17 protein-coding genes are annotated in these 18,995 nt (G+C 68.2%); 13 read left to right on the plus strand and 4 right to left on the minus strand.

Annotated elements, in window-relative coordinates:
- Nucleotides 1-254 precede the first annotated feature (254 nt).
- The 8 genes from M8542_RS36745 to cmr1 are packed head-to-tail and all read left to right on the plus strand — an operon-like array spanning nt 255 to nt 8,878.
- Nucleotides 255-2,003 carry a Cas10/Cmr2 second palm domain-containing protein gene (locus tag M8542_RS36745; RefSeq protein ID WP_257924943.1) on the plus strand — a complete coding sequence of 583 codons (1,749 nt, stop codon included), beginning with the start codon at nt 255-257 and terminating at the stop codon, nt 2,001-2,003.
- Nucleotides 2,000-3,079, plus strand: coding sequence for a type III-B CRISPR module-associated Cmr3 family protein (locus M8542_RS36750; RefSeq protein WP_257924944.1), 1,080 nt, complete (start codon nt 2,000-2,002; stop codon nt 3,077-3,079). The genes M8542_RS36745 and M8542_RS36750 overlap by 4 nt, the downstream gene beginning before the upstream one ends.
- A complete protein-coding gene (gene cmr4 / locus M8542_RS36755) occupies nt 3,058-4,092 on the plus strand; it encodes a type III-B CRISPR module RAMP protein Cmr4 (RefSeq protein ID WP_257924945.1) in 1,035 nt (344 codons plus the stop codon). Before M8542_RS36750 ends, cmr4 begins: the two co-directional genes overlap by 22 nt.
- A gap of 5 nt (nt 4,093-4,097) precedes the next feature.
- Nucleotides 4,098-4,481, plus strand: coding sequence for a type III-B CRISPR module-associated protein Cmr5 (locus tag M8542_RS36760; RefSeq protein ID WP_257924946.1), 384 nt, complete (start codon nt 4,098-4,100; stop codon nt 4,479-4,481).
- Nucleotides 4,478-5,320: a type III-B CRISPR module RAMP protein Cmr6 gene (gene cmr6, locus M8542_RS36765; protein ID WP_257924947.1), complete on the plus strand. Its 843-nt coding sequence runs from the start codon at nt 4,478-4,480 to the stop codon at nt 5,318-5,320. The genes M8542_RS36760 and cmr6 overlap by 4 nt, the downstream gene beginning before the upstream one ends.
- Nucleotides 5,317-6,267 carry a hypothetical protein gene (locus M8542_RS36770; protein ID WP_257924948.1) on the plus strand — a complete coding sequence of 317 codons (951 nt, stop codon included), beginning with the start codon at nt 5,317-5,319 and terminating at the stop codon, nt 6,265-6,267. Before cmr6 ends, M8542_RS36770 begins: the two co-directional genes overlap by 4 nt.
- A complete protein-coding gene (locus M8542_RS36775; RefSeq protein WP_257924949.1) occupies nt 6,264-7,655 on the plus strand; it encodes a hypothetical protein in 1,392 nt (463 codons plus the stop codon). The genes M8542_RS36770 and M8542_RS36775 overlap by 4 nt, the downstream gene beginning before the upstream one ends.
- A complete protein-coding gene (gene cmr1, locus M8542_RS36780; protein ID WP_257924950.1) occupies nt 7,652-8,878 on the plus strand; it encodes a type III-B CRISPR module RAMP protein Cmr1 in 1,227 nt (408 codons plus the stop codon). Before M8542_RS36775 ends, cmr1 begins: the two co-directional genes overlap by 4 nt.
- Nucleotides 8,879-9,088: 210 nt before the next feature.
- On the opposite strand, the gene M8542_RS36785 is transcribed toward cmr1, so the two are convergent.
- On the minus strand, nt 9,089-9,229 hold the full coding sequence (locus M8542_RS36785) for a hypothetical protein (protein ID WP_257924951.1): 141 nt from the start codon (nt 9,227-9,229) through the stop codon (nt 9,089-9,091).
- A gap of 654 nt (nt 9,230-9,883) precedes the next feature.
- On the opposite strand from M8542_RS36785, the gene cas6 reads away from it, so the two are divergent.
- The 5 genes from cas6 (at nt 9,884) to M8542_RS36810 (ending at nt 14,910) form a co-directional block, all read left to right on the plus strand.
- Entirely contained in the window at nt 9,884-10,552 is a 669-nt protein-coding gene (gene cas6, locus M8542_RS36790) for a CRISPR system precrRNA processing endoribonuclease RAMP protein Cas6 (RefSeq protein WP_257924952.1), read from the plus strand.
- Nucleotides 10,553-10,656: 104 nt separating this feature from the next.
- The gene (cas1, locus tag M8542_RS36795) at nt 10,657-12,204 is read left to right on the plus strand and encodes a CRISPR-associated endonuclease Cas1 (protein ID WP_257924953.1); all 1,548 of its coding nucleotides are present in this window, start codon (nt 10,657-10,659) and stop codon (nt 12,202-12,204) included.
- Nucleotides 12,093-12,431 (plus strand): CRISPR-associated endonuclease Cas1, encoded by a 339-nt coding sequence (locus M8542_RS36800; RefSeq protein ID WP_257924965.1) that lies wholly within the window; start codon nt 12,093-12,095, stop codon nt 12,429-12,431. Before cas1 ends, M8542_RS36800 begins: the two co-directional genes overlap by 112 nt.
- Complete coding sequence (cas2, locus tag M8542_RS36805) at nt 12,422-12,706, plus strand: CRISPR-associated endonuclease Cas2 (protein ID WP_257924954.1); 285 nt, start codon at nt 12,422-12,424, stop codon at nt 12,704-12,706. Before M8542_RS36800 ends, cas2 begins: the two co-directional genes overlap by 10 nt.
- 1,706 nt (nt 12,707-14,412) lie before the next feature.
- Nucleotides 14,413-14,910 carry a hypothetical protein gene (locus M8542_RS36810; RefSeq protein WP_257924955.1) on the plus strand — a complete coding sequence of 166 codons (498 nt, stop codon included), beginning with the start codon at nt 14,413-14,415 and terminating at the stop codon, nt 14,908-14,910.
- On the opposite strand, the gene M8542_RS36815 is transcribed toward M8542_RS36810, so the two are convergent.
- From M8542_RS36815 to M8542_RS36825, 3 genes are all read right to left on the minus strand, one after another.
- Nucleotides 14,903-16,051, minus strand: coding sequence for a DNA cytosine methyltransferase (locus M8542_RS36815; RefSeq protein WP_257924956.1), 1,149 nt, complete (start codon nt 16,049-16,051; stop codon nt 14,903-14,905). The genes M8542_RS36810 and M8542_RS36815 overlap by 8 nt on opposite strands.
- A 110-nt stretch (nt 16,052-16,161) precedes the next feature.
- Nucleotides 16,162-17,457, minus strand: coding sequence for a DNA sulfur modification protein DndB (locus M8542_RS36820; protein WP_257924957.1), 1,296 nt, complete (start codon nt 17,455-17,457; stop codon nt 16,162-16,164).
- Between the two features lie 165 nt (nt 17,458-17,622).
- A complete protein-coding gene (locus M8542_RS36825; protein ID WP_257924958.1) occupies nt 17,623-18,165 on the minus strand; it encodes a very short patch repair endonuclease in 543 nt (180 codons plus the stop codon).
- Nucleotides 18,166-18,995: the final 830 nt, after the last annotated feature.

Raw genomic sequence — 18,995 nt, forward strand, 5'->3', positions numbered from 1 at the left:
GTCCCTGAAGTTCCGGTGCTGTCAGCCCACGAGCGGCAGGCCGAGACCGAGGCCAGGGCCGCACGCCTGCGGGCCCGCGATCGGAGGCCGGGGCTTCCGCGGCCGGCTGCAGGTCACCGACGAGGAGATCACCTGCGGCCGCTGCCTCGAGGGCATGGCCCGTCGCGGGATCGGATCTCGGCCAGAGGTGAAACATCCGGTGCTCGTGTGGCGACTGGATGGAGGTCTGTGTCGGCACGGTTCGGGGAGGGTTCGTGGCTGTCGAGTTGGTGTTGTTCACCGTCGGCGGCGTTCAGCGCTTCCTCGCCGAGTCACGCAAGACCGTGGACATCGCGGGAGCCAGTCTCGTCGTCCGACACCTGGTGATCACGGCAGCCTCCGAGGTCCACGAAGCATTGAGCGCGCACCCCGCACCTGCGGGCCTGATCTTCCCGCCCGCTGCCGCGCTGTCCACGCGCGAGGGCGTGACGAACAAGATCGCCTTCCTCGGCCCGCGTGGGCTGGGCGCGGAGCTGGCTCGCCGGGCCCAGAAGATCGCCGAAGAGACGTGGAGCGACCACGTGCGCGATGCTTACGCGGGATCACCCGGCGACGTCCCGGACACCCCTGGCATGCCGGATGTTGCGTGGGTGTGTGTCCCGGGCGAGGACGGCGAGGACCACACGGTGTTGTGGGAACGTGCGCAAGCGGCGATGACCGCGCGGCGCCGCAGCCGGGTCTTCATCGCACACGCGTGGCAGCGGGTGCGGTTGTGCCAGCAGTCCGCCGTCGTCCCGGCCGCTGCGGCGCCGCGGACGTCCGCGCGCCATGAACGTCGTGAGTTGCTCTCGGCCGCGGGCTGGACCAAACGCGCGGCCGGCAACCTTCAATACCCGCCTGGCCGCCGCTTTCCCGCCACGACCGTGGTCGCGTCCGCCGCCTACCGCGCCCGTCTGCTGCGCGTGGCCGCCGAAGACGGCACGATCGCCGATCGGCTTCGCCCCCCGGTTCAGGTGCTCTCCGCGCTGATCGACGATCGCCACACACAGGTGTCCCAAGTAGGTGCACCACCCGGGCTGGAGCCACTGACCGACCGGCTGGGGACCGCTGTCTACTCGGATCTGTGGTCTGAAACGGACAGCCGGGACCTGCTGCCCGAGAACGCGGATCCTCAGACGGTGGCGCGCGGGGCCGCGGCGGCCCACGACATCGCCGCCATAGCTCAGCAGGCCGGTGTGGTCACGCTGAGCTCGTACTACGCGGTTGTGGTCCAGGATCTGGATCGGCTGGGTCTGCAGGTGAGCCGGCTGGGACTGGCCGCCCAGCGGTCGGCCTCCGCGACGCTGACGGAGCTGGGACGGGCGCAGCGTCTGCTCAGCGAATCCCCGGACTATCTCGGGGTGCCGGTCTATGCCGGCGGTGACGACTTCTTTGCCTTCGCCCCGGCGGCGCACGCACTCGAGCTGGCCGGCGCGCTGCGCCAGGAGGTAGACCGGCATCTCGCCGGGACGCCGCTGGCGGGGGCGACGGCCTCGACGGCGGTCGTGTTCGCCCATTTCAGCGCTCCGTTGCAGCAGGTGGTGTCCACGGCCCAGGAGGCGCTCGCCGCGGCCAAGGACGCGCCGGGTGCGGATGGGCGGGACCGGGACGCGGTGACGGTGGTGGCGCTGCGCCGCGGCGGTGAGCGGGCTCGCACCGTGCTGCCCTGGACCGTGGCCGGCCGCAGTGCCGTGGAGTTGCTGCGGGCGGTGGCGCCGGACGCCGCTGCCGGTGCGTTGTCGGCGGCGTTGGCTTCGAGCGTGGAACGTGACGCGGCCGAGCTGGACGCGTTGAGCCTGCAGGGTTTCCGGGACGTGGCCGAAGACGAGATACGGCGCCGGGTCGCCCGGCAAGGCGGCGGGCCGGCGGTGGCGGCCGCGTTCGCCGCTCTGGGCGCGGCTGAACGGGCCGAGGGCCCGGAGCACGCGTTCCGCCCGGCGCGGACGATGCTGGTGGCGCGTTTCCTCGCCCAGGAGTGCCGATGACCGCGGCCGGGCGAGTGACCCGGACCTGGCTGTCGGTGGCGCCGCTGGACAGCCTGATGGTGCGGGACGGACGGCGGTTCGCCGGGGGTGACTCCTCGATGGCGGCCGGGGTGGCGCCGGCGCCGAGCACGTTCGGTGGCGTGGTCACACGCGTCTACGGCGGCGAGGTGGACCGGATCGTCGGTCCGGTCGCGCACCTGGACGACACGCCGATGTTCCCGATGCCGGTCGACGTGGTCGAGACCGGCGACCTCGCGCGCGGCCGCCGGCTGTCCCGGTTGCCGGTGCGGCCGCGCCCGGAGCACGAGATCAGCGACCTCGACCCGGACCCTGATGAGCTGGGCGCGCTGCCGCGGCTGAGCCACGCCCTGGCCGGAGAGGGAGATCCGGTCGGTGGCTGGTTGTCGGCCGAGGGGATGGCCGCGTGGCTGAGCTCGGACGCGCTGCCACCGGGGGAGATCGAGCCCGATACCTGGGCCCAGTGGACCGAGACCGCGTTGTGGCACCCGGAACCGCACGTCGGGATCGCGCGCGACACCGCGTCGGGCACGGTGCTGGACGGGATGTTCTACCGGGCCGGGCATCTGCGCCCGGTCGAGGGGCTGCGGTTCGTGGTCGGCTGCGACCACCACACCCCGCCCCCTGACGTCGCGGCGACGGTGGTTCCGCTGGGTGGCCGGTCCCGGATGGCATCGGCGACACCGGCGCAGGCGGCGGATCCGTTTCCCCCGGCGCCGGAGGACTTTCCGGGTGGCCGGCTGGTGGTGTACCTGGCGACGCCGGCGCTGGTGCGTGAGGTGCGCTGGGTCCCGCCCGGCACGTCCGCGCGGCTGTGCGGGCTGGCGGTGGCGGGGCCGCAGGCGGTGGCCACCGCCTCGTCGGAGGACCCGGGCGCGACCAGCCGGCTGATGTGGGCGGTGCCCGCAGGCAGCCTGTACTACCTGCGCTTCGACTCCACGGGAGAAGCGCACGAGTGGGCGGCGCGGTTCCACGGCGGGTTGCTGCCGGGGCTGCCGCGCGCGGAGAACCCCGTGGTGACCGCTGGATTCGGGACGTGCCTGACAGGGAGATGGTGATGGCACAACGCATACTGGTCCTGCTCGCGGAAACCCCGGTGCACGCCGGCGGCGGCGAGGCGACAGGAATCGTGGATCTGCCGATCCAACGTGAGGCCGCCACCCGGCTGCCGATCATCTGGGGCCAGAGCCTCAAAGGCGCGCTGCGCGACACCCTGCGCCCTCAGCTGGACTCCGGCGAGGACACCAGGATCTTCGGCTCACCCGTAACCGCCGGCCAGGATTCGACCGGCGACCGGGCCACCACGCGGGGCGGAGTGGCGTTCGGGGATGCCCGGCTGCTGCTGTTGCCGGTTCCTACGCTGGTGCGGACCTTCGCGTGGGTCACCTCGCCGCTGCTGCTGTCCCGGCTGGGACGCAGCGCGACCGTCCTGTCCGGCACCAGCACCGGATGGACCCTCACCACGCCACCGGGTTCCACGGCCATCGCGGGCGAGACGTGGAGCGGGCGGCAGGCGCTCGGCCCGCTAGTGCAGACCGTCCGCCCGGATCGCGCGCTGCCGGGGATCGCCGCCGATCTCGCCGAGCTGGTGTTCCCCGCCGGCGCCGCGTTCGATCACTCCCGCGCCAAGCTGCGGGAGGACTTGCTGGTGGTGGACGACGGCGTGCTGGCCGAGCTGAGCGACACCGGCACCGACATCGTCGCCCGGGTGCAGCTCAACGCCGATAAGACCGTCGCGAACGGGCCGTTCTACTCCGAGCACCTGCCGTGTGACACCGCGCTGGTCGCGCTGCTCTCGGGCGAGAACGAGCTGCTGGTCCGGCTCAGCGGCCTGCTCGACGGCACCACCGTGCGAATTGGCGGGGACCAGACCATCGGCAAAGGCCTGCTGTGGTGCCGGGTGCATGACGCCGCATCACTGCCCCGACACTCCGCCGCCGCGGCACCGGCGCCGGCCACGCCTGCACCCGTGGTGGAGACTGCTCCCGCCGCGACGACCGGGGCGGCGCCGCGTCGGCCCGGGGGAGCCGGGCCGAGCCCGGCCTCGATTCCGCCGCGGGTAACGCGGTGACCGGCATGCGGCTGGACCGCGACCTCGCGGTCGCCGCCGCCCGCGCCCTGCCTGAGGCCGTCGATAAGGATTACCTCACGGTGATCCGGACGGTCCCGGTGATGCTGCACAGCAGCGGCCTGGCCGCGGCTGCGGCCTATCTGCTCTCCCGCGTCCGCCCCGCCGGCGACGGCGGCCCGGACCGGTACGCGCGCGTGGCCCAGGCTCTGCTGGAGGACGCGGCCCGTTTCGTCGGAATCCCGGTGACGGGCCCGCCGCTGCCCCTCCTGGATGCCCTGTGCGCCGACGAAGCCGGGTATCGCCTGGCCGAACGCCGCGCCCGCGGCTTCGCGGTGTGGCTGGCCCGCCTGGCCGCCGCCCGCCACCACGCCGCCGGAGCGCGGACATGACCCCGCGGCCGCTCACCTACGGGTCGCTGCGCGATCTCGTGACCACGGGGGAGACGATCCAGCAGCTGGAGACGCAGCCGAACGGGTACCTGCTGTGGTCACGGCTGTGGTGCGGGCTGGGCGACAACGGCACGGTCGCCGACGACACCGAGAGGCAGCTGCAGCACCTGGAGGCGGTCGCGGCAGCGGCTCGTGCGGTGCCGGCGGGACTGCTCGAGTCGATAGCGGCGCGGCGCCGAGCGGCCGCGGCCGCGCTGGCCGCGCGTGATCCGGAGCTGGTCAGCGTCGAGGTGCAGCTCGTGCCGCAGTGGCGAGTGGTGGTGGGGCACGGGGAGAACACCGTCCACGAGACCGGCTTGAGCTGGTCGCCGACCTACGGAGTGCCGATGTGGCCGGGATCCGGGCTGAAAGGCGCGGCCGCGGCGCAGGTGCCGCGGCGCTGGCCGGACCGACCCGACCTGGTGCAGCAGCTCTTCGGCAGCCCACGCCCCGGCACGCCCGGGAATGCCGGTCAAGGCGCGGTGACGATTCTGGACGCGCTCCCGGCCGGGTCGCCGCACGTGGTGCTCGACGTGCTCACCCCACACGGCGGCGGCTACTACCGCGAGGTGAACTCCGGCGCCGAGGTGGTCACGCCACCGGCGGAGTACCACAACCCGGTGCCGGTGCACTTCCTCGCCGTCGAGGCCACCCCCTTCCACACCCAGCTGATCGGCCGCGCCACCGCCGTGCAGGCGATGGTGGCACTGCTGACGGACGCGGCAGGGGACTGGGGGATCGGGGCGAAAACCGCCGCCGGGTACGGCTACTGCACCGTGACCGTCGTCGAGCCGTCATGACCGGGTTCGTGCACGTGGTGCCCGTCGGCACGTCCCTGCTCAAGCACCTCGCCGCCGACCGGCGCGTCTCGATCCCCGTCCGCAACGCCCTCGCCGGCGGGGCGCCGCTGCGCGGGTTGCTGCGCCAAGCTGACCGCGGCGACGGCCGGCTGCTGCTCGAGCCACTGCTGCACGCGGATCCCGGCCAGGCCGCCGCAGTGACCGCGCAGCTGCAGCAGCTCACGCCGAAGCACAGCGCCGAGCTGACCGCCCTGGACGCCCACGACCGGACCCGAACCGAGCCCCCGAACCGGGGCGGGGACTCGATCGTGCTGGTCACCACCGACACCGACGACGGGCTGCGCGCCGCGGCGCTGCTGGCCCACCTGCTCGCCTCCCGGGCGGGCAGCCTGCCCCGCTACGTCGATGACCCGGTCGCGTCCCCGGCCGGGATCACCATGGCGGCCGGGCAGGTGCTGCTGGTCCGGATCCCGGGCCTCGACCTCGACATCGGCGGCGCCCCGGATAGCCGGACCTGGCTGGCGATCGGCGAGATCGGCCGCGCCGTCGCCCACGACCTCTGCGACACCGGGGCCGACCGCCGCGTCGTCTTCCATCTCACCGGCGGCTACAAAGCGCTGCTGCCGTACCTGTTGCTGACCGCCGACGCCGTGGCCACCGTCGTCCGGTGCCGCCTTGGCGCGGGTTCCCGCGTCAGCGCCCAGGTCCTGCACGAAACGAGTGAACAGCCGGTCTCGCTGCCGGTGCGCTGGCTCACCGGCACCCTGCTCGAACGAGCGCAGGACCTGTCCCGATCAGCTGGCACCCGCGATCACCTGCTCGTCGACGACCTGCACGACTTCCGCGGCACCTACCTGCGCGATGAGCCGTTCACCGGCCGCCGGGCGCTGACCGAAGCCGGGCTGATCCTCGCCCGCACCCTGTGGGCGCTGGAAGTACCGCGATGACCGACCTGGTCGCCCGCTACTGGGACATGGTGCTGCCGACCGGCATGTCACCGCTGCCGCGGCTGCCGCTGCCGGCGGTCACCGACCGGGTCGACCCGGTCGTGCTGGCCGGGCTCCTCGCCGACCCGCGCTGCCTGGACGGATTCGGCGCCGCGAGCGGGCGGCGCCGCACCGACCTGCTGGCCGCGCTGGCGGTGTGGCTGGAGCACCTGCCCGCGCACCTGGTGCCCGAGCCGATGCGGTCCCGCGCCGCGCGGCTGCGGTTCGTGGTCTGGAGCCTGCCGTTCCGGCTGCGCGCCCTCGGCGAGGACGCCGATGTCCTGCCCGAGCGCGTCGACCCGCCGGCCACCCGCCCCGGCGACCAGCCGCCGCCACCTCAGATGCTGCAGGTGGATCAAGCGGTGCTCCTGCTGGCCCGGACGGCGCGCGAGGAGTGGCTGAGCCACCTGCGGGCCTGGCAGGACGACCCGTGGCTCTCGGCGGTCCACCACACCGACCCCGCCCGGTTCGAATGGGAATTGCGCTGGGTCACCCACGCCTGGCCCGACGACACCGCCGCGGCCGACGTGCGGGGGCGGCGGCTGGCGCTCGTTGCCCGCCGGGCCGGGGACATCGAACGCGGCGATGACCAGGACCGGGTCGCCGGTGAGGTCGCCGAGCACCACTGGCTTCCCCGGGCGGCGCTGCCGGTCGGAAGCCGCGCGTCCGGTCCCGGCGGCCGGCGTCGAGCAGCAGCGTTCGGGTCGCTGGCGCTGGCGCCGCTGCTGCTCTACGCGGCCCAGGCAGGTCAGCTCGCCCGCTGGGTCGCGCTGGCGCAACTCGCGGTCGGGATGGTCGCCGTCATCGCGGCCAGGCCACGCCGGGACGCGCTGCTGCTGCTGCGTCTGCCCGCGGCCTCGGCCGCCGGGGCGCTGGTGCTGTTGAGCTTCACCCCGCGCTGGTGGCTGGATCCCGACGCCTGGCGCGTCGGCCTCGGCCTGCTCGCCGTCTCCATGCTCTACCTGATCATCGAGACCCGCCTGCACGGCGTCCCCGTGTGGGCGGCCGTGCGCCGCGGCACGGTGATCGGCCTGATCGGGGCCGGCTACGCGATGACCTTGAGCATTCTCATCCTCGGGTTCGCCGCACCGAGCGTCGCCGAGGACGGGCAGTGCCTGCTCGGCTGGTGGCAGCACCCGCCCTACACCGCCCACCCCTACCTACCCGCCCAGGCGGCGGCCTGCGCCGACGCGCTGCACGCCGGTGCCGCGGCCGCGCCGGCCGGGTTCGTGCTGCTGCTCACCGGCTGGTCTTTGGCCGTCGGGTTGGCCGCGCAGGTGCTGTGGGACGACCGGCCCGTCACCGCGCCCCTGGGCCGGCTCAAACGCACCCGAGGAGGCCCCTCATGACCGTGTGGACCACGTTCACCCTCCGCGTCGACACCCCGCTGTTCAGCGGCGGCACCACCGGAGCCGACGCCGGGACGATCATCCGGCCGCCGTCGATCCGCGGCGTGCTGCGCTACTGGTATCGCGCCGTCGCAGCCGGCCACACGATGCGCAGCGTGGACGACCTGCCGCAGCTGGCGGACTCCGAAACCGCCGTGTTCGGCAGCACCGCCACCCCGTCACCGATCCGGCTGCGCGTCACCCCACCCGCCGCTCCCGCCGAGAATGCCGTCATCCTTCCCGCCTGGGCACGTCGCAGCGAAAACGGGTTCGCCGGCGCCCGGTACCTGCTCGGGCAAGGACTCTGCACCGGCGGGCGAAAACCCACTCTCAGCCGCCCCCACCTGCCCGTCGACACCACCTTCGACCTGAACGTCGCCCTACCTGAAAACCCAGGCATCACCCAGGGGTTCATGCTCGCGCTGTGGGCGTGGCTGACCTACGGCGGGCTCGGCGCCCGCACCCGCCGCGGATTCGGCCGCCTGTCCTGCATCGCGATCAACAACCCACCACCGGGCTGGAGCCCGGCGCTGCTGCACCCCACCGGCACCCCCGGCGCTCAGCTGGCCCGATGGCGCACCATCGTCCCAGCCGAGATCGCCTACGCCACCAAAGCAGCTTTTCCCGAGACGCCGGACCCGGACGACAATCGCCGGAAGTCCCGCGGCGGCCTCAGCCCGTTCCCGATACTGTCGAAAGAAACCTGGTCCGCCAACGCTCTCGACCTCCAGCCCCGGCCACTCTCGGACGCGCTGCACCGCACGGGCGCTGCCTGGCGCCTTTTCCGCAACGACGCCGCCACCGACGACTACACCGCGGCGACACCGGAATGGGGCACCACAATCCTCGGACCGGATAACAGTTACCCGGTCGCTGCCCTCGGGCTCCCGGTCAACTACTACCGCCCGCAAGACGGCCTCGAAGCATCCGTCAACCTGCACCTGGACAATCAGCCTGCGCGCCGCGCATCCCCGGTCTGGCTCACCCCCGTCCGGCTCGGCGCCACCGACAACTACACCGTGTTCACCCACATCTTCTACGCCGACCTCGCCCCTACCGAGCAGGAAGCGGTCCTCCGGCTCGACGGAGGACCGGCACCCCGCCCCCTGACCCTGCCCTCGGCCGCCACCGCCACCGCGATCTGGAACACCTGGCTCGGTGCTCCCACCGATGAGACACTCTGACCGGCTCGAGGTTGCTCTTGCAGCGGAGATGACCTACGTGACTAGACCGAACGGGCGATGGAGCGGCGAAGATCCACATGCCATCTCGCGTGCACGTCCCCCCCCCCCACCAGCCAACACAAGCCAGGCGAGCCCTGACGACGATCATCCGGAACGGAAAATCGGAACTGCCGTGCAGGACCCAAGTATTTGCGCTGATCAGAGCGACCCTCAACCAGGTAGGGTGCCGACCACAGTCACGCCGAAGGGCGTATAGAAACTCTGGCCGATCGAGGCCAGGTAGTTGAGCGCCGTCGTGCCGACCACAGTCACGCCGAAGGGCGTATAGAAACCAATAACCTGTTGGAGCATGTCGGTCTGCCTGGACAGTGTCGACCACAGTCACGCCGAAGGGCGTATAGAAACTTGTAGGACAGCACGTGGATGTCGTACGGGTAGCTGAAGTCCGGTGCCGACCACAGTAACGCCGAAGGGCGTATAGAAATCCTGGCGGATGGAGCCCAGGGCGTACTTGACGGTGGTGCTAACCAAAGTCACGCCGAAGGGCGTATAGAAACGTTTGTTTTGATGCGGTCGATCGGCTCGTCGCTGCCGTGCCGACCACAGTCACGCCGAAATCTGGTGAGGCTGCGAACCGCTTTCTTGGCCTGCTTGTGCCGCCCACAGTCACGCCGAGGGGCGTATAGAAACTGAAGCCGCTCCGTCCCACCTGCAGCTCCTCGCGCCGAGTGGAGTCACGCTGAAGGGCGTATAGAAAAATCTGGGGCTTGCGGTGCGAACCGTTCGGGTCGTCCAGTGCCGACCACAGTCACGCCGAAGGCCGTATTGAAACGTGGTGTTCGGACGTGGCAGGCGGATTTTGCGGAGGTTGTCGGGCGGGGAGTGTCGGGTAACGATTCGACGGCGGGTTCGGTGGCGGTGAAACCTGGGGCGGGTCGCCGCCGACTCCAGCGGTGTTCGCGTGATGCGTCCTGGTGCGTTCGGTGGTCGGGAGTGGAGGTGGTCATGCCGAGTTTGTGGGAGATGCCGGTTCCCGGGGGCGTGGTTGATCGGCGCCGGTTGCACGGGTTGCTGGCTTCGTGGCTGGACTCTGATCATCGGGCTGACCGGAAGGCGTGGTCGTGGAAGGCGACGAATAAGGGGATCGAGATCGGTGTGCTCGACGATGGTGCGGTGGGGCGGTTGCTGGCGGGAGCCGGCCGGGGGCTGCGGCAGGTCGCTGCGGTGGCGTGGTCGGAGGTGGCGGGTGGCTCTAGGGGTGCGTGGGCCGTGGAGTTCGTGAGCCCGGTGACGTTCCGCCGGGGCAACCGGTTGCTGCCTTGGCCGTCCCCGTCGGCAGTGCTGGGCAGCCTGCGCGCTGATTGGCGGCGGTTCGCCGCGCCGCACGCCGGCGACCTGGAGGTGGATCTGGCCCTGGATCCGGTGGTGGTTACTGACGTGAGGGGTGCGAGCGAGGTGGAGCGGTTCGTGCTGCACGAGCGTCCGGACGCGGCTGGGGAGCGGGTGCCGGTCCGGGTGACGGTGGGTGGCTTTCGCGGGCGAGTGACGTACGCGGTCGAGGATCCCGGGCTTCGGGACGCGGTGGGGAAGTTGCTGGCGATCGCGCCCTACGCTGGCGTGGGCGCGCACACGACGAGAGGTTTCGGCGGCGTCCGGCTCCATCCGGGGCGGTGACCCCGGGCGCGTCGATGGTGCGGGTCGCCGCGCCCTCGGCGCTGGCGGCGGCCTGGGCGGATGTCCTGCTCGCCGACGCGCGGGACGAGGTGCTCTCGGCGGGTGTGCGGCGGTTCCGGGATGGCGTCGAGAACCGGCTGGCCGAGCTGTCGGCCCAGCTGCTAGGCGGTGGCTACGAGCCGGGCGTGCTGACCGAGGTCGCGATCACCGACACCGACGGCGGTGAGCGGGTGTTGCGTGTTCCCGCGGTTCGGGACCGGGTCGTGGAACGGTCGATCCTCGGTGTGCTGGGCCCGGCGATCGACGCGCTGCTCGGACCGGGCAGCTTCGCCTACCGGCCGGGGCTGGGCGTCAGTGACGCGGTCCGGGAGGTTGCGCGGCTGCGTGAGGAGGGGTTCGCGTGGGTGCTGCGGACTGATGTGCACGACTGCTTCCCCTCGATACCGCTGGAGAGGCTGTCGCGGAGCCTGTCGGCGCTGATCGGGGATGCCGAGTTGGTGGCCGTTGTCCGGTTGTTGCTCGCGCGACAAGCGCGGCGTCCCGGGCAGCGCGATCTGCTCGCGCCGAAGGGCTTGCCGCAGGGGTCGCCGCTGTCGCTGGTGCTGGCGAACTGGGTGCTGGAGCCGATCGACGAGCGGGTTCGCCGAGCCGGGTTTCCGGTCGTGCGCTACGGCGACGATTTCTGTGTGGTGGCGCGGTCCCGGGATGAGGCGTGGGAGGCAGCGCGGGTGGTCTGCGCGGCGGTGGAGGAGGCCGGAATGACCCTGGGGGCGGACAAGACCGCGGTGATGTCCTTCGCCGACGGCTTCACGTTTCTGGGCGAGGACTTCGGTTCCCGGTATCCGCCGGTCCTCGAGCGTGGCGCTGCGGTTCCGCAGCACCGGACGGTGTTTCTGGGGGTGCAGGGCAGCGGGGCGCGGGTCGAGGACGGGCGGCTCGTCGTCGCCAAGGACGAGGAGCGTCTGCTTGACGTGCCGATCGGCCTGGTGGCGAGGATCGTGTGTTTCGGCGCGGTCGGGGTGAGCGCGGGCCTGCGAAATTGGGCCTTGTCGGCCGGGATCGAGTTGGTGTTCTGTTCCCACCGGGGTCGTTATCTCGGGCAGACGATCGGCGGGCCCGCGGTGCGTGCGTCCCGGCTTCGGCGGCAGCTGACGACGGCGCAGGACCCGGCCCGGTCGCTGCCCGCGGCGCGGGTCATGGTGGCGGCGAAGCTGCGGAAGCAGGCCGTGCTGCTGCGCCGGACCATGCGCGGGGAATCGGCCGAGGAGCTGGGGGTGGCGGTCAGCGCCATCGACAGCTACCTGGCGCTGCTGCCGGAGGCGACCAGCAGAGACGAGCTGATGGGGCTGGAAGGCGCGGCCGCGCGAGCCTACTTCCAGTCCTGGCGCGCCTTCCTGCCCGGCGACCTCGGCTTCACCGGCCGCAACCGGCGCCCGCCGCGGGATGTCGTCAACGCGGCACTGTCGTTCGGTGACGCGGTGCTGGTTTCGGAGAGACCTCGGCGCTGGTGGCCGCCGGGCTGGAGCCGTCCGTCGGCCTCCTGCACGCCGAGGACGGTGACCGCCCCAGTCTCGCGTTGGACCTGGCGGAGGAGTTCCGGCCGCTGGTCGTCGACCAGCTCGTGCTCGAGGCCTTCCGCCGGCGCCGCCTGACCGCCGAACACGGCCGCCGTGACACCGAACGTGACGGTGTGCTGCTGACCAGGGCAGGCCGCCAGGCCGTGCTCGACGGCTACGAACGCCGGATGCTGCAAACCACCACAGGAGCACTGCCGGATTTCGCCGGAAGCCTGCGCCGGCACCTGTACCGTCAGGCACAGAACATCGCCGGCTACGTCGAGGGCACCGTGACCGAGCTGAGCGGACTGTCATGGCGCTGACGACGCTGGTCTGCTACGACATCTCCCGCGACGCCGCCCGTGCCCGGGTCGCGGGATACCTTCAGCACTGGGGCGACCGCATCCAGCGCAGCGTGTTCGTCTGCTTGATCGACACCGCCGACCTTCCCGAATTCCGCGAGCGGCTCGCCGGAATGATCAACCCCGGCACCGACGCGGTGCACCGAGTGCCGCTGTGTGCCACGTGCTGGTCGAAAACCGTCGTACCCGGCCAAGCCGACCTCGAACCCGACCGCCCGTACTGGATCGCGCTGTGACCCGGCTAGCCCGAACGGGGGAAGGCCAGCTGAAGATCGACATCATGTCTCGCGTGCACGCCCCCCGACCAGCGCAAACGGTACCAACGCAGCCCGATGCCGATCTTCTCGAGCCCGCGCACAACGGTGCCGTGCACAGCACCGCCGTTCGCGCTGGTCAGAGAACATGCTCAGCCGGGTAGGGTGCCAGCCGTAGTCACGCCGAAGGGCGTATAGAAACAGCGAGCTGAGCGCCGTTGCGTTCGGGAACACCAGTGCCAGCCGTAGTCACGCCGAAGGGCGTATAGAAACATGGTCGCGGCGCGCCGACAACAGCACTCCGATCTGCGAGTGCCAGCCGTAGTCACGCCGAAGGGCGTATAGAAACCTGCGTCAGATCGCCGACAGCTGCTGCCGCTCGGGTGCCAGCCGTAGTCACGCCGAAGGGCGTATAGAAACGGGGTCACACGGGTGCCGGCGATGTCGTTCGTCCAGTCGGGTGCCAGGAAGCAGTCGGTCGGCGGCCGCAGCCGCGTGCGGCGTAGGCGCCGGCGACGCCGCAGCGCGGGCCCAATGAGCACGGCTGGACGGACGGAGACCTAACGGAGCCCACATGGGCGAGTTGCGAAGGCAAATGTCACAGGGTTGACGTATAAATGCAGGTAGGAGCGTTGTGGTTGGCAAAGCTGACGGCGGTCATGTGGAGGCCCTGCGGGCTTTTAATCCGTAGGTTCTGGGTTCGAGCCCCAGGCGGCCCACTCAAACTCCCTGGTCAGCGGCCTGCCGGTCGCCACCGGTCAAGATCGGCTCCCCGGGTTGAGGGGGGCCGACGGTTTAACCATCAGACCTCCGAGTAACCGTGTCCAAACCGTTGGTCGCCGTGTTCGATGCGTCGGCAAGTCTCGCCACGGTCGTTCGTGCGGTCTCCGGCTGAACGCTCGCGGAAGCGGCCCAGTGCCCCCTGCGTCAAGACTGCCTCAACATCGCCGCAGGGGACGCTTCCGATGTGCCGGGCGGGGCCGCGCGGACTGTGCGCGAGAGGCCTGACTCCATCTCGGAGGCTATCGCCAGTGCCGAGCGACTGCTCTTGGGAGCACGCTCGACAGATGGTGCCCTCTTGCACGTGCCTTGGCGATGCTGGGTCGACAAAGATGGCGAAGTAGGCCAACTGGCACCCGGATGCGAGAACACGAGAACAGGTCCACGGCTCGGCAGTTGCGCGTGGAGCTCTGTCGACGGGTATACCGAGTTATCGCGGCGACGAACCGATGACTTGTGCGTCGGCCGACGAAGCCCAACCTCGCACCAGACGTCAGTAGCTTCGAACTTCAATGTCTCAGATGGAAGAAGTCGCGTGAATTGAAGTCAGGTCGAGGCCTGAAGATCTCGGGCGGGAGTCAGACGTAAGAGGTGCAGCAGGTGTAGGCGTTGCTTTGCGTGCACCAGTAGTCGTAATTGTAGTAAATTCACCCCGTAGCCTGCGGCCTTGTGCTTATGATTGAAGGCGGTAGTTTCGGCAGATTTCACTTTAATTGGGGTTAATCTGAAGAATGACTACCCCTCTAAGTGAAAAATTTTCCTTGCGACGTCTTCCCTGTGCTCCTCAAAGCTTTGCTGGATAATTTACTTTCTTGGCTGACTCTGAGGAGACGGGCTCAAGTCCAACGACTTTCACGCGCTCTGGTGTCCAGTCCGGCGGGCAGGAGGCCAGGCCCGCACGTACGTACGTGCGTGAGGCCGAGGCCGCGAATGTCGAGATGCAGGTCGAGCATAAGACGACCAAGACGACGGCGCCGGCCAACATTGCCGAGCGGCTGGGCATCAACGAGGGCGACCCGGTGACCTGCACTCGGTACATCATTCGGATGGGGAACCCGTGGCAGCCGGTTACGAGTAGTCTCGCGTGGGAGCCGTTGGCCGTCACGGGCGGAACGGATATTGAGTTACCCCACGAGGGTTCGCGCGCCGACAAGGGCATCGTCGGCCGGTTCTCGACCATTGGGCACGAGGTCAATCAGTACGAAGAGCGCCTCGATATCGCACGCCGACTGCAGAGGAGGCGAAGCTCCTGGACATCCCGGCGAATCGCCCAGTTATACAGATCACGCAGACGTTCCGTGGCGCTGATCGCTTTGGTGTGGAAGACGATTCTGCCCTTGAGACTGCGGATACCTTTTTCCCGGCAGGCCCGCTACGAATTGCGTTTCGTCATGGAGATCAGCTAGACCGACTCGCCTTCAACTGCCTCAGGAATGGTGTCAGTACTGCGCGCGCAAGAGGAGGGGGGACGGCGTTTCCAATGGTTGTCGACAGCACTGTACGGCGAGAAATTTCATCAAAAGAGAAGTAATCCGGAAATCCTTGAATGCGAGCCGCCTCGTGCGGAGTTAGGGCGCGAGGAAGATCAGGGTGCATGTAGCGGCCTTGCCCGATGCTCCCGAATCCGCTGGTGATTGTCTGTGCAGGTTCGGACCACTTGAGGCGTCCATACATTGACTTGTAACTATGTTCTTGCTGGTGACACTTTGGTCGCATAAAGTTTGGAAGGTCGTACTCGTTCTTTTGAATGAGCCATTCCATCCGTTCCAAATTTTCAGGGCTGACGCGCGACGGCTTATCCCATCCAACTTGGTCCTTAATCGACGCAAGATCTCCGATTGCCCACGAGAGAGACTTTCTGGCACCTTGCCTGGTTGCGATCTCCCCAAGTATTAGTGACGGCGACGGCATCTTTCCTTTCGCTGCAACTAAAATGTGACGCCTGCGCCGCTGGGCGACATCAAGTTGATCAAGTTTGATAACTGCATCAGCGACTTTGTAGCCGAGGATCTTGAGTGCATTAACTGCTCGTTGAACGACATTCGTTTTATCGTGAAGAACTGCAGGTACGTTCTCGATCATTAAGACTTTTGGCTTGAAAACCTCTGCTGCCCGAACCATGCGAAGATAGAGTTCGTTCTTTGGGTCATTCCGTCGGGTGTGATTGTTTAAGTCGCTGTGTCCTTGACAGGGGGGGCCACCCACTAGAATATCAATTGGACCTACGCCTTTTTTGAGAGACTTTTCACTTTTTGTGAGAGGCGTGGAAACCTCTCCGTCTATTAATTCGGCAATGTCCGACGTCTTGGCGCGCGCCTTTGGGAAGTTCCGCTGAAATATTTCGACCATCGGCATCTCGATGTCTACCGATAGCGCGACGTCGAGCGCCATGTCGAGGCTGCGAGCCGCCTGTGCAACCCCGAGGGTCAGGCCGCCGCAGCCGCTGAACAAGTCAACGAGCCGGACGGCCGGGTCGCCGAGCTCGAAGTCTGGTCTCTCACTGCAGCGAAGAGGGTGTTGCTCCCCTGACTGGCTACCTGACTGCACGTTGCGATCTTACGACCACTCCTAGGTTGAGATTGGAGGAGGGATCGCGACACGCCGACGCGGGCTGGCCGTTTGGATGTCCTGGCCAGCCCGCGTCGGCTATCGAGTTATCAGTTGAGTGTGGGACTCAGTACTTGCTGTGAACCAGGCAACTCCTGCTGCGGTGTCGGAAGACCTCGCACTTGCGCCGCTGTAGTGCGATTTGTCCCCTCCAGTGCATCCGAGACGGCGTAGCCAACTTCCTTCGGGCCAGCCACAGTGGTCGCTCCCTTCGGGGTCTTCCGGGTTCCGATGCCCTCCCAGAAGCCACCTTCTTTGTCCCACCTGACCTCAGAGAGGCTCGCCAGCAGCTGGTCTAACGTCAGCGGGCCTTGCTCGGACGAACGCGGCATGCTGGTCACAGCCTGGTGTGCGGCGACACCGATACCCGCCATGATCGATGGCGCTCCGATCAGATACCGCTCCTTGTCGGCGAACTTGTCGGCGAAGGTCTGTAAGATCGCGTGAACGATGTGTGCAAGCTCAGTGCTGACGGCCTCTTCGTCGACGTTCACCAGCGGCGGTACCGGCTTGGCCCCGTACTGCAGTCCTGAACGGCCGAACATCGTCGTGACGACCAATGTTCGGAGTGCGCTCAGCGTGATCCATTCAGGGGCTTTCTTGCCCACCTGGCGACTTTGCTGCATGACTACACTGCTGATCGGCACCCTCTGGCCGTTCGGCTGCGTGATCGCCATCGCCATGATCGTTCGGACGATCCTGGTCGCCGGATCGCGCTGATCCTTTGAGATTGCTTCATTGACGTTGACCTTCGCGCCGAGGACATTGCGTTCGTAGAAGAGCGCCTGCAGCGCCTCGACGGACAAGCCATGGTGGATCTCGACCGGGATCCTGACGTTCTCAAGGATCTCCTCCTCCGCCAAGCCGGCCTGAACCATCTCGTACACGCGGTGCGAAACGAGTGTCCAGGCGGCTCGCTGCGTCTCTCCGTCGACCGCCAAGAAGTAGCGTCCAAACGGGATAGCCACCTTGGCGGTGCCTTCCGGGCCCTCCACGACGGTGAGCTTGGACGACGTCCCGAGGCAGATCGGGGGAGTGCCGCGGTGCGTTCGAGCCTCGACCCGTTCGAAGATGAAGCTGGCGTACTTCGGAAGGTTCGACTTCTTCGCACCCGTGAAGTACCGCTGAACCTCCTGGCGCTTCTCGGCCAGGTCCGACAGTGCTGGATTGGTGAACAGCGCATGCTGAGCACGCTTGTCCTCGAACTGTGTGGGGTCCGGCACGAGCTGGAGCAAGTGGCTGAGAGCCAGGGTGGCCAGCACGGTCTGATCGTCAACGACCAGGCACGGGATGCCGGCCGCCTTACTGGGGTCGATACCCTTCAGAGCCGTATTCGGCTGTGTCATGCACATCTCCTAGTGATTGGCTACTGACTTCGGAGTAGCTACACTGAAGACGCCAATCAGCAGTGTTGCGACTCTCGGTCGTAAGCTCGAGCGAAGGTCCCGGACGTCTTGTCCGGGACCTTCGTCATTTAAGCGTGCTCGAGGCGACAAGTCAAGTCGGAGTTGCTACTCGAGTAGGTGATTACGAAGCCCGTGTCGCGGGCGAGTCGCTAGCGACGCCGCCTGCTTCATGTCGTACTGGCAAGTCGCGTTCTGAGGGCGCTTGATGCCGGCCTCGAGTGTGGACCTCAGGGTTGACTCGACGACGTCTGCCGCTGCCGTCGCCACCTCGTGTTCCCAGAAGCGCAACACTGTCCAGCCTGCGTTGCGAAGTTGCTGGTCAGTGTCGGCATCTCGCGCCTGATTGGTTTCGATCTTGGTGCGCCAGTAGTCGGAGTTAGCGGCCGGTCGCGTCTGGTGTGCTGGGCAGCCGTGCCAAAAGCAGCCGTCCACGAACACGGCGATCTTTGCTTTCGTAAAAACTATGTCTGCTCGCCTCCGTCGATTACTCGAGAGGGCCGCGTAGTCCACTCGAAACCTCATGCCTCGACGATGAAGCTCGCTGCGTAGTGCTAGCTCCGGTCCGGTGTCGCGCCGTCGGTTAGCCATCATCCGCTTTCGTGCAGCTGCAGATGACGCGCGCGGGGTGGCCCCCTGTGCTCGTGCCATGGTTCAGGACCTCAGAAAGACTCGACTGCTGCTTCGAGGTGCGTATCTTTCCATTGTCGCCGTCTCGTCTTGCCGAACTTGGCTCTATGAGGATCAAGGGCGAGCTGCCGGGCGGCGCGCCGGTCGCCTGGCGTAGCTGCTCCTGTTGGCGACCACGCTCACGCCCGGCACGGTCGGCTCCGCTCTGCCTGTCGGCCGAGCGGCGTGGCGTGGCCGCTTTCGTTGCAGCAGTGCAGCGCCGCCCGCCGACGACGCGTCCAAGCCATTCAGCCAACGTCGAGCCCTCCCTCGCTGATTAGTCGTACAACCCGGGGCGCCTTCAGATGCCACCGCGTTACGCCCAGTCGGCGGTAAGCATCATCCCGAACCTTGATCGTGGCAACGGCCGGGTGCTGGCTTCGCATCGGGATGGTGGGGGAACCGTGGGCGGTACAGTAGGTACGCGCCAGCTGGTAGCAAGAACCGCGAAGAGTGCTGGATCATCTCCCCGGTTTCCCTGGGAAACGACGCAGAACGACGAGAACCAGCGACCGACCATGATCGTCTCGCGCGGACGTCCCTGCAGGTGAAGACTGGTATCGACAGATGACGAGAACTAGCCGCTGACCTGGGCTTATTCTCCGTAGGTTCTGGGTTCGAGCCCCAGGCGGCCCACCATTCCCCAGCGCGGGTTCACTGGGGCGACAGGCGGTGAACATGGACACTGATGGCGCTCTCCGAGATGGGCCAGCCATGCTCTCCGAAATGGGCCAGCTGAGGAGTGCAGCGTAACCGGTGTCAGCGGCGGAGCGGGATCACTCCGTCGGGTGCCGCGACGGGCATCTGCGGCC

The sequence above is a fragment of the Amycolatopsis iheyensis genome (genome assembly GCF_024703995.1).
Taxonomy (GTDB): Bacteria; Actinomycetota; Actinomycetes; order Mycobacteriales; family Pseudonocardiaceae; genus Amycolatopsis; species Amycolatopsis iheyensis.

Coding starts and splice junctions, on each gene's coding strand:
- M8542_RS36760 (WP_257924946.1), top strand. CDS start 4,098: ATGCGGCTGGACCGCGACCTCGCGGTCGCCGCCGCCCGCGCCCTGCCT.
- M8542_RS36770 (WP_257924948.1), top strand. CDS start 5,317: ATGACCGGGTTCGTGCACGTGGTGCCCGTCGGCACGTCCCTGCTCAAG.
- M8542_RS36775 (WP_257924949.1), top strand. CDS start 6,264: ATGACCGACCTGGTCGCCCGCTACTGGGACATGGTGCTGCCGACCGGC.
- M8542_RS36820 (WP_257924957.1), bottom strand. CDS start 17,457: ATGACACAGCCGAATACGGCTCTGAAGGGTATCGACCCCAGTAAGGCG.
- cmr6 (WP_257924947.1), top strand. CDS start 4,478: ATGACCCCGCGGCCGCTCACCTACGGGTCGCTGCGCGATCTCGTGACC.
- M8542_RS36750 (WP_257924944.1), top strand. CDS start 2,000: ATGACCGCGGCCGGGCGAGTGACCCGGACCTGGCTGTCGGTGGCGCCG.
- cas2 (WP_257924954.1), top strand. CDS start 12,422: ATGGCGCTGACGACGCTGGTCTGCTACGACATCTCCCGCGACGCCGCC.
- M8542_RS36825 (WP_257924958.1), bottom strand. CDS start 18,165: ATGGCACGAGCACAGGGGGCCACCCCGCGCGCGTCATCTGCAGCTGCA.
- M8542_RS36785 (WP_257924951.1), bottom strand. CDS start 9,229: ATGCTCCAACAGGTTATTGGTTTCTATACGCCCTTCGGCGTGACTGTG.
- cmr1 (WP_257924950.1), top strand. CDS start 7,652: ATGACCGTGTGGACCACGTTCACCCTCCGCGTCGACACCCCGCTGTTC.
- cas6 (WP_257924952.1), top strand. CDS start 9,884: ATGCCGAGTTTGTGGGAGATGCCGGTTCCCGGGGGCGTGGTTGATCGG.